At 73.5% G+C, this 12424-nt stretch carries 8 protein-coding genes and 1 pseudogene; 3 read left to right on the forward strand and 6 right to left on the reverse strand.

The window, feature by feature from the left end:
- Positions 1 to 328: 328 nt before the first annotated feature.
- Complete coding sequence (locus GLX30_RS08725) at positions 329 to 1354, forward strand: LacI family DNA-binding transcriptional regulator (protein WP_159685593.1); 1026 nt, start codon at positions 329 to 331, stop codon at positions 1352 to 1354.
- 119 nt (positions 1355 to 1473) lie between these two features.
- On the opposite strand, the gene GLX30_RS08730 is transcribed toward GLX30_RS08725, so the two are convergent.
- Positions 1474 to 3723: a glycoside hydrolase family 9 protein gene (locus GLX30_RS08730; RefSeq protein ID WP_159685595.1), complete on the reverse strand. Its 2250-nt coding sequence runs from the start codon at positions 3721 to 3723 to the stop codon at positions 1474 to 1476.
- Positions 3724 to 4213: 490 nt separating this feature from the next.
- Here GLX30_RS08730 and GLX30_RS08735 point away from each other — a divergent pair, with 490 nt between their 5' ends.
- A complete protein-coding gene (locus GLX30_RS08735) occupies positions 4214 to 5626 on the forward strand; it encodes a GH1 family beta-glucosidase (protein WP_208545392.1) in 1413 nt (470 codons plus the stop codon).
- A gap of 162 nt (positions 5627 to 5788) precedes the next feature.
- Here GLX30_RS08735 and GLX30_RS08740 read toward each other — a convergent pair whose 3' ends face one another.
- Positions 5789 to 6622 (reverse strand): SDR family oxidoreductase, encoded by an 834-nt coding sequence (locus GLX30_RS08740; protein ID WP_159685600.1) that lies wholly within the window; start codon positions 6620 to 6622, stop codon positions 5789 to 5791.
- A complete protein-coding gene (locus GLX30_RS08745) occupies positions 6613 to 7359 on the reverse strand; it encodes an SDR family oxidoreductase (RefSeq protein ID WP_159685603.1) in 747 nt (248 codons plus the stop codon). Before GLX30_RS08745 ends, GLX30_RS08740 begins: the two co-directional genes overlap by 10 nt.
- A gap of 568 nt (positions 7360 to 7927) precedes the next feature.
- Between GLX30_RS08745 and GLX30_RS08750 the strand changes: the two genes are divergently transcribed.
- The gene (locus GLX30_RS08750; protein ID WP_244258433.1) at positions 7928 to 9193 is read left to right on the forward strand and encodes an MFS transporter; all 1266 of its coding nucleotides are present in this window, start codon (positions 7928 to 7930) and stop codon (positions 9191 to 9193) included.
- On the opposite strand, the pseudogene GLX30_RS08755 reads toward GLX30_RS08750, so the two are convergent.
- The 3 genes and pseudogenes from GLX30_RS08755 to GLX30_RS08765 form a co-directional block, all read right to left on the reverse strand.
- Positions 9166 to 10205 (reverse strand): annotated as a pseudogene (locus tag GLX30_RS08755) (glycosyltransferase family 9 protein). The gene GLX30_RS08750 and the pseudogene GLX30_RS08755 sit on opposite strands and share 28 nt — an antisense overlap.
- Positions 10206 to 10276: 71 nt before the next feature.
- Entirely contained in the window at positions 10277 to 11686 is a 1410-nt protein-coding gene (gene rfaE2 / locus GLX30_RS08760; protein WP_159685608.1) for a D-glycero-beta-D-manno-heptose 1-phosphate adenylyltransferase, read from the reverse strand.
- Positions 11683 to 12348: an SIS domain-containing protein gene (locus GLX30_RS08765; RefSeq protein WP_159685610.1), complete on the reverse strand. Its 666-nt coding sequence runs from the start codon at positions 12346 to 12348 to the stop codon at positions 11683 to 11685. The genes rfaE2 and GLX30_RS08765 overlap by 4 nt, the downstream gene beginning before the upstream one ends.
- Positions 12349 to 12424 lie beyond the last annotated feature (76 nt).

The following is a 12424-nucleotide window of genomic DNA, read 5'->3' on the forward strand; positions in this document are numbered from 1 at the left end:
GGCGGGCAAGTGGGAGCGCTCCCACTACTGCTTGGTTCGAAAGCTTCGCGGCGGCGACACCCTCTGTCAAGGTCGAGCAGCAGAGCTTTATTGCTCCGAGATGTCCCCGGCGTGAGAATCTCCCCCTTTCAGTGCGGCCAAAGACACCCAATCGTTTCAAAAGGGCCGCCCTGCGCGACCACGGCCCGGGGGCCGACCGCCCACGTCCGGTGCTCCTCGACAAGCCGGAGTGGATGGATCAATAATGGGAGCGCTCCCGAACTCTCTGTCACCATGGTCTCCAGGGAGAATCGACGGATACCGCACCATCCCCCTCCGGAGGTCACGCATGGCAGCACGGGGCCGTTTCGGCCAGCCCACACTCGAGCAGGTGGCCGCCCTGGCCGGCGTCGGGCGGGGCACCGTCTCCCGAGTGATCAACAAGTCGCCCGGCGTCCGCGACTCGACCCGGCACGCCGTGGAGCAGGCCATCGCCGAGCTGGGATACATCCCGAACCACGCGGCCCGCGCCCTCGCCGGCAGCCGCACCGACGCGGTGGCCCTGGTGATCCCGGAGACCGAGAAGCGGTTCTTCACCGAGCCTTACTTCTCCGAGATCATCCACGGCGTCGGAATGGGCCTCGCGGACACGGAGCTCCAGTTGCTCCTGACCCTGGTGCGCACGGAGCGTGAACGCGGCCGGTTCCTCCAGTACGCGAAGGCCCGCCGGATCGACGGCGTACTGCTCGTCTCCGTACACCGCGACGACCCCCTGCCGGACCTGCTCTCCGAGATGGACATGCCGACCGTCCTGGGTGGCCGCCGCAGCAGCGACGAGACGGTCTCCTACGTCGACTCCGACAACGCCGGAGGGGCCCGGATCGCCGTCCGCCACCTGGCCTCGACCGGCCGTCGCAAGATCGTCACCATCACGGGCCGTGCGGACATGTACGTGGCCCAGTGCCGGCTGCGCGGTTACGAGGAGGCGGTCCGCGGAGCGTGTGCGGACTTCGACCCCTCCTGGGTGGCCGCGGGCGACTTCACCGAGGAGAGCGGCCGCCACGCCATGGCCGAGCTGCTGCGGCTCCACCCGGACCTCGACGCCGTGTTCGCCGCCTCCGACGTGATGGCGGCAGGCGCCCTGCACACGCTGCGCGCCGCGGGACGCAGGGTGCCCGACGACGTGGCCGTCATCGGCTTCGACGACTCCCCGCTCGCCCAGCACACCGATCCGCAGCTGACCACCGTCCGGCAGCCGGTCGAGGAGATGGGCCGCACCATGGTCGGCGTCCTCCTCGACCAGATGGCCGCCCCCGGCGCTGCCTGGCGGAACGTGGTGGTGCGTACCGAGCTGGTGCGCCGGGACACCGCCTGACCGGCAGGTCCGCCGGCCGCCGCGCAGCAGCGACGGGCGGCCGGCGGACCGGCCCGAGCGGGCCGACGCCTCTTCGGGCATGGCCCCTGCCGGCCGGCGGCCGTGGACCTGGAAGCCGGTCAGCGGCCGTGGACCTGGAACTCGTGGAGCGAGATGCCGTACGGGGTGGCCCGGATACGGCCCAGCAGCCTGACGTACCGCCCCTGACCCGAGACCGTGAACTGCTGCGTGCCGCCCGTCGACGAGGTCGTCGCGTACAACTCCCTGGAGGTGCCGAAACCGGGGTCGTCGGAGACCTGGACCGTGAACGATCTCGCGTACGCCGCCTCCCACTTGAGCATCAGGCGCGAGACGGTCCGGGACGCGCCGAGGTCGACCGTGATCCACTGCTGGTCCTGGAAGGCGCTGCTCCAGCGGGTGTCGTCACGGCCGTCGACGGCCTGCCCGGGCGTGAGCCCGCTGTTCTCCGAGGACGACGCCCACGTGGGGCGGCCCTGCGAGAGCAGGGACTCCTCCGGCTGCGGGTCCGGGCCGCCGCTGGAGAGCCGGTCCGTCGTGCGGTCGAGGTACGTCGCCGTCCACGCCAGCGGCGCGTTCCAGTTGACGGTGTTCTCCTTGGATCCCCAGGCGTCCGGCGCGGTGTCGGGACCGGCGTAGGACTTCGCGGCCGGCCTCCCGGTGGGCGTCGCCGGGTCGTTGATGTTCTCGTTGTTGGGTCCGCCGGACAGCCAGCCCTTCGGATAGGGAGTGCCGGGGTACGCGCCCCAGGCGAGCCGGTCGTGCAGATCGGTCTCCGCGTACTCCCCGTAGCCCGTGATGTAGGACAGGCGCATCGCGTTGTTGCCCATCAGGTAGTCCATGGCACGGTGCATGGCCTTCAGGTACCGCACGTCGTCGGTCAGGTCGTGGGCGGTGCCGAGGAGCAGCATCCGGTTGGCGATGAAGGAGTTGGAGCCCCATGGGTACTTCGCCGAGCCGGGGATGAGGGCCGGGTAGCCCTCGCCGTTCAGCGTGGTGACGACGGAGTCGGCGAACGCCGTCAGGCTTCCGCGCATCCTGGCGATGTCGGCGGCGGGCAGGTCGGCCGCGACGGTCAGCAGGGAGAGCGTTCCCGCGGTGGCGACCTCCGCCCAGTCGAACTGGGCGACCTGGCCGTAGTGGGGTGATCCGGTGACGGCGGAGCGGTAGCCGGCGGCCGAGCCGTCGGCGCGCCGGTGGGCGGTCAGATAGAGCTCGGCCGCCGCGGCGTACCGGTCGTCGCTGTTCCTGGTGTCGGGGTAGTCCCCGCCGCCCTCCGCGTCGGAGTCCACCGCGTAGTCGACGTCGGGCATGGCCTCCGCCCGCTGCCAGGCGGTCCTGGCGCTCGCCCAGAGCGCGTCCGCGCGGGCAGGATCGTACCGCCGCAGCACACGGGCGAGTTGGGCGTTCGTGCGGGCCACCGCGTAGGTGGCGTTGGTGGAGGGCGGCATGGCGGAGCGGGCGAGGGCGTTCTCCGCGCCGACGTCGGTGACGGGGAAGGCGCTCCAGGTGTGGTTGTGCACCTTGTGGGAGGCGAGGCCGGTGGAGGGCAGCATCCCTGACATGAAGCGCGAGCCGTACTCGACCTCGTCGAGGATGTCCGGGCGGCCGTTGCCCTGCTCGGGGACGGGCAGGCTGCCGTCGCCGTAGGCCGCGGGGTCGCGCTCATAGAGGTTGAGCAGGGTCCAGGCGGAGATGGCGTGGTTGACGGGGTAGATGCCGAAGTCCCCGGCGTCGGCCCAGGATCCGGCGGTGTTCAGCCGCTCGCCCCGGCACCAGTCGTTGTAGCAGGGCACGGAGCTGTCGCCCGGGTGGAGCGCGGCGTGGGCGTGGGCGCTGTGCTGGAGGTACTGGCCCTCGACCGAGGTGCCCATGCGGTGGAAGTAGAAGTACTGCATGGCCTCGCGGCCCAGCTGGGGGTAGAGGGCACGATCCTGGATGGTGAAGGCCACGCTGGATCCGGCGCCGTCGACGCTGAGTCGGTAGTCGCCTGGGCGGGTCACGGAGGAGAAGTCCGCCTGGTGCACATGGTCGCCGGAGGCCGGGTCGCTGCCGTGCACACGGGTGGTGCCGGAGGCGACGACCGCGTTGTTCCCGGCGCCTCGCAGCTGCCAGGCAAGCGGCGAGGTCGAGGCGGCCACGACGGTGGCGACCTTGTCGGCCGCGGTGAGGTAGCCGACCTGGTTGACGCGGACGGGACTCGGGTCGCTGCCGGCCGCCGCGGGGGCCGCTGCTTCCGCCGCGATGCCTGAGGCCGGAGCGAGAAGGGTGGCGGTGAGCGCGGTCGCGAGGGCGGCTGCCGCGCCGGAACGGCTGAGGCGTCGTGGTCGCGGGTGCGGGGCACGGGGCATCGAACGGGCCTCCTGGGTGGGGGACGGAAGCGAACGCGTGCGGGTGGTTCACGGCGGCTCTTGGCGGCGGAGGAGCGGGAGCGCTCCCATCCACGGCGCCTCACCGGCCGAGTCAGGGCGACCGGAGGACACGTACGGGAGCGCTCCCATAGGAGCGCCGCGCCCCTCGCCGGAGTCCGGCCCTCCACGGCCGGACTCGAAAATGAGGGCCGGCACCACTGATGCGGCGCCGCGGACCAATGAAGCGGCTCCCGCGGCCCGTGTCAATGACCGCGGCAGAACCCCGCACTCTTGACAACCCGCGCCCGCTGGCCGAATCTCATGGGAGCGCTCCCATTCCGGCTGACTCCCAGCTCTGGTCTTTCGCCTGCCCCGCCACAGAGCTGCCGGTCGCCGGAGCGGGAGCGCTCTTCAGCAGCTCCACCCAGTTCGTGCCCGGTGGCCGCGGGCGCCCCGCGGCCACCGGCGATCGACCGATCAGAGGATGACGATGACCGCAGAGAACGATCCGGTTCCCGCAGGGCTGACGCGCCCGCCGGCCGCATCGGCCTTTCCACCGGGATTCCTGTGGGGAGTGGCCACGTCCGCGTACCAGATCGAAGGCGCGGTGGGCCAGGACGGCCGTGGAGCGTCGATCTGGGACACGTTCTCCCGCACGCCGGGCAAGGTGGCGAACGGCCACAACGGCGACGTGGCCGCCGACCATTACGCGCGCTACGAGCAGGACGTCGCCCTGATGTCCGAACTGGGCATGGGTGGTTACCGGTTCTCCGTGGCCTGGCCGCGCATCCAGCCGGACGGGCGCGGCCCGGCCGACGCCCGGGGCCTGGACTTCTACAGCAGGCTGGTCGACTCCCTGCTGGAGAAGAACATCCGGCCGGCCCTCACGCTCTACCACTGGGACCTCCCCCAGGCCCTGGAGGACGAGGGCGGCTGGCGGAACCGCGACACGGCCTTCCGGTTCGCCGACTACGCACAGCTGGTGAGCGAGGCGCTCGGCGACCGCGTGAAGCTCTGGGGCACGCTCAACGAGCCGTGGTGCGCGGCCTTCCTCGGCTACGGCAACGGCATCCACGCGCCCGGCGCGGTCGACCCGGCCGGCTCGCTGATCGCCGCCCACCACCTGCTGCTCGGCCACGGTCTCGCGGTCCCCGCGGTGCGCGCCGCGGCACCCGACGCCGAGGTCGGGATCACGCTCAACTTCTATCCGGTGGACGCCGATACGGAAAGCAGCGCCGACCTGGACGCCGCCCACCGCATCGACCTGCTCCAGAACCGCCTCTTCCTCGACCCGGTGGTGGAGGGCGCGTACCCGGCGGACGTGCGGAAGCACTTCGAGCGGGTCTGCGGCACCGCCCACATCGAGCCGGAGGACGAGAAGATCATCGGGGCGCCGGTCGACTTCCTCGGCGTCAACTACTACACGTCCTACCGGGTCGCCGGCGGCGGCGAGCCCTCCGGCCCGTCCCCATGGCCCGGCGCGGAGGACGTGCGCTTCCTCGACCGCGGTCTGCCGAGGACCGGCATCGGCTGGGAGATCGACTCGGACGGCCTGCGCCGTCAGCTGGTCCGGATCAGCCAGGACCATCCCGGCCTGACCATGTACATCACGGAGAACGGCGCGGCGTTCGACGACACCGTCGACGCCGACGGCCGGATCGACGACGCGGACCGGATCTCCTACATCGACGGCCACCTGCGGGCGGTGCACCGGGCCATCGACGAAGGGGCGGACGTCCGGGGCTACTTCCTGTGGTCGCTGCTCGACAACTTCGAGTGGGCCGAGGGCTACGGGATGCGGTTCGGCATCGTGCGCGTGGACTTCGAGACGCAGCAGCGCACTCCGAAGCAGAGCGCCCTCTGGTACGGGAACGTCGCCGTCGCCAACGGCCTCCCCCACTGACAGCCGTTCCCGTGCCGCGGCACGGGAACGGCCCCGCACCACCGCGGCCCGCGACACGGCCGCAGCACCACGGCACGGCACCCACCGACGAGGCCGCTCCCGCATGAGGGGGCGGGAGCGGTCCTCATGGTCGCCGGGACCGGTACGGCGCGGGTCCCTGCGTCAGGGCCGGCGCCAGGAGTCGTCCTGGAGGTGCGATCCGGCCATGGGGCCCATCCGCAGCATCCCGCCGTCGACCGACCACGACGCTCCGGTGACGTATCCCGCGTCCTGTCCCGCGAGGAAGGCGATCACCGCCGCGACCTCCCGGGCGTCGCCGGGGCGGCGCAGCGGGATGCCCGGCCGCTCCGCGGCGTGGACGTCCGCGTCCTCCTGGCCGGTCATGGGAGTGGCGATCTCACCGGGCGCGACGGAGTTGACCGTGATGCCGTGTTCGGCGAGTTCGAGAGCCATCACCTGGGTGAGCAGCCCGAGACCGCCCTTGGCCGCGCAGTAGGGGGCGGCGCCGACCCTCGGCTGATGTTCATGGACCGAGGTGACGTTGACGATCCTGCCTCCGCCTCCCTGGTCGATCATGCGGCGGGCGGCCCGCTGACCGCACAGGAACGGGCCCACGAGGTCCACGTCGACGACCTGGCGGACCGTGTCGAGGTCCAGGTCGAGAAACGGTGTGGCGGTGCCGGTGCCGGCGTTGTTGACGAGCACGTCCACCCGGCCCAGTTCACCGGCGAGCCGGTCGATGACGTCGGCGGCGGCGGGCAGGTCCGTGAGGTCCATCCTGGCGACGGCGGCACGCCGGCGGTGGCCGCGTACCTCCTCGGCCGTCTCCTCGGCCCCTGCCTGGTCGGTGTGGAAGGTGATGCCGACGTCCATGCCCGCCGCGGCCAGCCGCACCGCGGTGGCCCGCCCGATGCCGGAGTCGGCGCCGGTGACGATGGCGACCGGCCGGCCGGCGGCCGGCGAGGAGGCGGCCGGTGCTCCCGGTGTCACGGCCATGAGGGCTCCTTTCGGGGCACGACGACCAGCTCGGAGACCGCGCTGGTGTCCGGCACGGACAGCGCGTACAGGACGGTGTCGGCGACGATGTCGGGGCTCTGGAGCATGGTCAGGTCCGCGTCCGGGAAGCGGTCGAGGATGAACGGGGTCGCCATGCCGCCGGCGATGATGCCGGTGACGCCGATCCCGGGACAGTCGCGCTGCGCCTCCTGGAACAGGGTGTGGGTGAAGGCGCGCAGCCCGGACTTGCCCGCCGCGTACGGTCCCGCCTCCGTCCAGGTGCGGTTGGCCGCCGTGGAGAGGATGTTGACGATGTGACCGCCGCCACGCGCGACCATGCGGCGGTAGGTCTCCAGGCAGAGGTACATCGGGCCGAGCAGGTTGGTGCTGATCACCCGGCTCACCTCCTCCGCCGTCAGATGCTCGATCGGCTTGCAGACGTCGACGGCCGCGTTGTTGACGAGGAGGTCGACCCGGCCGCCGTCCTCGTCCAGCTCGCGGAAGACGTCGGCGACCGCGGCGGAGTCGCGTACGTCCAGCACCACGAACTCCGCCTTGCCGCCCTGCCGGGCCAGGTCCTCGCACAGTTCCTCCGCCAGGTCCCTGCGTACGTCCGCGACCAGGACGCTCGCCCCCGCGCCGGCCAGCCGGCGGCTGATCGCCGCGCCGAGGCCTCTCGCGCCGCCCGTCACCAGGGCCTGCCTGCCTTGAAGGTCGACCTGCACTCCGCTGCTCAATGCTCTGCCTTCCGTCCGCGCCCGTTCGGATGCCGCTCGGCGTGCGGCTGACACGGCATCGGCTCCGGTGGGTACCCCGCCGCACCGCATCCACTCCACTGTGACCCGCGCAACGGTGACCGGCACTCGCGCATGCTCGGCGCAACCGCTCGAGAGGGCCTGTGAGCAAGCACACCAGAAGTGCCCTGTCCCAGTGCCCGCAAGGGTTCCGGCCTCTCGCGGGCACCGTCGGCGGGGTCGCTCGAACCGCTTCTCCGAAGCCGTCTGCCACGATGGTCTGCGCCCTGCCAGGGAGCGCCCTCGCCGTCAACGGACGTGCGGGGAGAGAGCCTTCCGTGGCGGGTCGCCGTCAAGATCCGGTGGAGCGACCGCGCAGCGCAGCCGGTGTCACGAGCTTCCGCCGCATTCCGCCACATGGGTCCCTCGGGGACTCGTCACCCGAGTGTTCACCGTGCCTTCTTCTTCCTCCCGTTCCTCCGCCCCGTCCGCCTCCCCGGCTCCCTCCGGACGCCTCGCGCAGCGCCTGCTGGGCGACCGTTCGCCGTGGCGCTGCCTCAAGTACCGCAGCATGCGCTGGTGGTCCGTCGCGAACTTCGTGTCGAACGCCGGTACGTGGATGCAGCTCACCGTGCAGAACCTGCTGGTGCTCCAGATCACGGGATCGGCCGCCGCGACCGGGCTCTCGATGTCCGTTCAGGCCGCGCCCGGGCTGCTGATGAGCCTCGCCGGTGGCGCAGCCGTCGACCGCTGGCCCCGCAAGCTGACGGCGTCGGTGAGCCAGGCGCTGCTCGGCGCCGTGGCGTTCACGACGGCGTTCCTCGTGGCGACGGACCAGCTGAACCTGGGCGTCCTGATGGCGCTCGCCGCCGTCACGGGTGTCATCGCCACCGTCGACGGCCCGGCGTGCGCGCTGCTCGGCAACGACCTCGTCAGGACGGAGGACGTCCCCTCCGCGATCGGCGTCGGCTCGCTGGTGCACAACGCGGGCCGGCTGGCGGGCGCGGCGCTCGCCGGTGTGACCGTCGGCTTCCTCGGCACGGCCGCCGCCTACGCGGCCAACGGGCTCTCCTTCCTGTTCGTGACCGCCGTCATACCCTTCCTGCGGCCCGTGGCCGGAGCGGTCCGCGCCCGGTCCGAGCGCCCGGCCGAGAAGGCTGCCGCCACGGAGGATCCGGGCGAGGACATGAGCATGCGCGAGGGCCTGAGGTACTTCATGCGCAGGCCGCGGCTGGTCGCCCTCGCCGGGATCACCGGGCTGAGCGCCGTCTTCGGCCGGAACTACCAGCTCACGCTCGCCGTGCTCGTCGTCGGGCCGCTGGCCGGCGGCGCCGGGGCCTTCGGCACCGTGTCCACCGTGCTCGCCGTCGGCGGCATCCTGGGCGCCGTGCTCGGAGCTCGGCTGCGCAAGCCGTCCGTGCGGCTGGTGGGCGCCCTCGCGGCGGCCGGCGGTGTCCTGCAGATCGTCGCGGGTCTCTCGCCGTCGCTCGCGGTGCTGCTGGTCATCGTGCTGCCGATGGCCCTTGTGGAGTCGGTCTCCGACACCGCGGGCACCACCGTGCTCCAGACCGATCCGCCGCCGCACATGCGGGGCCGGGTGCTGGGTGTGTGGGGCAGTGTCCGCACGCTCTGGGGCCTCGCGGGTCCCCCGGCGCTCGGGCTGCTGATGGAGCTGGCCGGTGCGCGCGGCGCGCTGGTGACCGGCGGACTGCTGATCGCGGGCGCGATCGGCGCGGGTTACGTGCTCCGGGAACGCCGGGTCGGCGCGAAGCCGGTGGTCGTACGGACCGAGGAGCCGGTGCTGACCGGTCAGCCCGGTCTGAGCACGGCCGCCTGACCCGCCCGTGGTCCGGCCCCGGGCAGCGGCAGGGTGCGTACGGCGTCGAGTACCTCCTCGACGGTGATGCGCAGCAGCCGCTCGTCGGGCCGGTCTCCGTGGGCGTCTCCGGGGCGCGGCGGGTCGTCGGCGTCCGGGTGCCAGAGCACCCGGTGGCGCGGCCGGTCGGGCGGGCCCCACAGCCGGGGTGCCACCGGGCCGAACAGGGTGACGGACGGTGTGCCGAGGGCCGTCGCCAGATGGGCGAGCCCGGTGTCCCCCACCACCACGCAGCGGGCCTCCGCGACCAGTGCCATGAGCACGTCGAACGGGACGTCGCCGCCCGCGCCGCCGAACACCGCCCCCTGGGGCAGCCCGGCCAGGGCGGCCACCGAGGCCGCCGGCAACGCCTCCGCCGCCCCGGCCGTCACCACGACAAGATGGCCGGTGCCGTGCAGCTCACGCGCCACGGCGGCGAAGCGCTCCATGGGCCAGCGTCGGGCCGCGGCGTCGGCTCCCGGATGCACGACCACGGCTCCCGGCGCGGGTGAGCGGGTGGCGGGCGGCGGCACGGACAGGTCCTCGGGTCGGCCGGCAGACCGTGTCCTTCGAGCAGCCGGCACCATCGCTCCCGCTCGTGCTCGTCGTCCCGCCACACCGGACCGCCCGGCCGCCCGTACGCGTAGAGGTCGCGAGGGCCCAGCCCGGCGAGCAGCCCGCGGCTCGCGGGCCCGTTCCCGTGCAGGTCCACGGCGAGGTCCGGCGGGGGGCCGTCCCAGTCCAGGTCCGCCGGTACGGCCCTGCCGGGCGCGGACGCGGGCAGCAGCCGGTCGACGAGCCCCGTCGCCGCGGCGGCCGCGGCCAGCCGGGCGGGCGCGGCCAGCACGATGTCGTGCCCCGGCAGCCCGCGCCGCAGGGCCCGCAGGGCGGGTACGGCGGCCAGCAGATCTCCGAGGCCGAGGGCGCGCAGCACCAGGACACGGGGGCGCGGGCTCCTCGGCGTGCTCGGGCTCTCGCCGGTGCGAGTGCTCATCTGGTCTCCTTCGGCGCCGGGCCGTGCGGTCGACGACACGACAGGGTCCGCGCGGTGCCGGTAGTGGTCGATCAGCGCGGCGGGGTGCGGACCGGCTTCGCCGAGGCGGCCGCGCGGTGGGCGAGCAGCGTCGTCGAGCGGCCGTCGAGGTAGGGCAGGACGACCGCCTGCCCGCCCCAGGCGCGCACGACGTCGGCCTCCGGCAGGTCCTCCACGGAGTAGTCGCCGCCCTTGACCCACACGTCGGGCCGCAGCCTGCCGAGCAGAGCGACAGGGGTGTCCTCGTCGAAGACGGCGACGGCGTCGACACTGCCCAGTCCGGCGAGCACCCGCACCCGGTCCTCCATCGGATTGAGCGGACGCCCCGGCCCCTTGCGACGCGTGATCGACGCGTCGGAGTTGACGCACACGATCAGGCAGTCGCCGATGCGACGGGCACTCTCCAGCAGCCCCACGTGCCCGGCGTGCAGCAGGTCGAAGCAGCCGCCCGTGGCGACCACGGTGCCGCCGCGCGCCCGGACACTCTCCGCGAGAGCGAACGGGTCCGTCACCGCCCCCGGCCGGTCACGGCCGGTGAAGGCCGTCCGCCAGAGCTTCGGGTTGCCGGCGCCGCCCGCCGCCACGAACGCCGCCGCGCGGGCCACACCGCGCTGCACCGCCTCCTCGGGGAGCGCGCCGTCCGCCAGGGCGGTGGCGGTGGCCGCGGCGAAGCAGTCACCCGCGCCGCAGGGATCGCCGTCGGCGCGGTACGGGGCGGGGACGAGCATGGGGGTGCCGCCGCCGGGCCGGGTCAGCAGGACGCCGCGTTCGCCCAGGGTGACGGCGACGGTCGCCGCCAGCCAGCGGTCCGCCAGGCGTGAGCCGCGTTCGGCGAAGTCGCGCAGTGAGGGCTCCTCGTCGGCGGGAGAGCCGGTGAGCGATCGGACCTCTGCCGCGTTCGGGGTGACGATCCGGGCGCCGGGGACCGGGGCCGCGCCACGGGGGTGCGGGTCCCAGACCATCTGGGTGCGGTGGGCGGCCTCGGCCAGTTGCTCGCGGACGGCGTCGGCGGTGTGCCTGCCGTAGTCGGCGACGAGGACGGCCTCCGCCTGTGCCAGCGCCTCGCCCACGGAACCGTCGGGGCTGCCGGGTGTGCCGCCGCCGCGGTCGATGCGTACGAGGGGCCGTCCGCCCGCCAGGACGCGGGTCTTGACCGGCAGGGTTCCTCGTAGCGGCAGTTCGGCCAGCCGGACGCGGCCCTTCAGCGCCCGGCGTACCGCCTCGCTCGCCGGGTCGTCGCCGAGGGCGGTGACGAGGACCACCTCGCGGCCGTCCTGGGCTGCCAGCGCCGCGGCGAGACCGGCGCCGCCGGGCCTTCTGTGCTTTCCACGTACGTCGACGACGGGGGCGGGCGCGTCCGGGGCCAGGCGCTCGGCGACGCCTTCTATGTCCTCGTCGAGGAGCACGTCCCCGACGACGACCAGCGGCCCCGGGCCGGTCATGACATCCTCCGGCGGGCGGCGGCGGCCTGGGTGGCGGCCGCGCCCGGCGCGTGCCGCAGGGTCATGGCGGGCGGCACCGGAGCGGCCGTCGCCTCGTCGAAGGACTCGCACAGCAGGTGTACGGCGACGAGGTGGGCCTCCTGCACGGTGGCGGCGGTGTCGGCGTCGATGCACAGGGCGTCGTCGGCGATGTCCGTCAGCGGGTTGGGGCCCGGGCCGGTCATGGCCCACACGAGCAGTCCGGCGGCCCGTCCGGTCTCCGCCGCGCCGGTCAGGTTGGCGCTGCGGCCCGAGGTGGACAGCAGCAGCAGGACGTCGCCGGGGCGGCCGTGCGCGGCGACCTGGCGGGCGTAGACGTGCTCGAAGCCGTAGTCGTTGCCGATCGCCGTGACGCTGGAGGTCTCCGCGTGCAGCGCGATGGCGGAGTGGGCGGGGCGTTCGTCGCGGTAGCGGCCGACCAGTTCGGCTGTCAGGTGCTGGGCCTGGGCGGCGCTGCCGCCGTTGCCGGCGGCCAGCAGGCGGCCCCCGACGGGCAGGACGGCGGCGAGGTGGTGGCCCCACCGGGCGATCTGGTCGAGGCCGTCCCGGCGGAACCGGCCGAGGGCGTCCTGGAGCGACTGGCAGTGCCGGTGCGCGGCCTCCGTGGCAAGTGGTTCGCTCATGCTGGTCGGGCCGTGCGCGCGTCCCTGGGGACGGCGGCCGTACCCGCACCTCCTTCGGGCGTCGGTCTCTTCGGAC

The sequence above is a fragment of the Streptomyces sp. Tu 2975 genome (assembly GCF_009832925.1).
Lineage (GTDB): Bacteria > Actinomycetota > Actinomycetes > Streptomycetales > Streptomycetaceae > Streptomyces.

Bases quoted from the DNA above. Each gene is read 5' to 3' on its own strand.
- GLX30_RS08765 (WP_159685610.1), bottom strand. From the start codon at position 12,348: ATGAGCGAACCACTTGCCACGGAGGCCGCGCACCGGCACTGCCAGTCG.
- rfaE2 (WP_159685608.1), bottom strand. From the start codon at position 11,686: ATGACCGGCCCGGGGCCGCTGGTCGTCGTCGGGGACGTGCTCCTCGAC.
- GLX30_RS08735 (WP_208545392.1), top strand. From the start codon at position 4,214: ATGACCGCAGAGAACGATCCGGTTCCCGCAGGGCTGACGCGCCCGCCG.
- GLX30_RS08750 (WP_244258433.1), top strand. From the start codon at position 7,928: ATGCGCTGGTGGTCCGTCGCGAACTTCGTGTCGAACGCCGGTACGTGG.
- GLX30_RS08740 (WP_159685600.1), bottom strand. From the start codon at position 6,622: ATGGCCGTGACACCGGGAGCACCGGCCGCCTCCTCGCCGGCCGCCGGC.
- GLX30_RS08730 (WP_159685595.1), bottom strand. From the start codon at position 3,723: ATGCCCCGTGCCCCGCACCCGCGACCACGACGCCTCAGCCGTTCCGGC.
- GLX30_RS08725 (WP_159685593.1), top strand. From the start codon at position 329: ATGGCAGCACGGGGCCGTTTCGGCCAGCCCACACTCGAGCAGGTGGCC.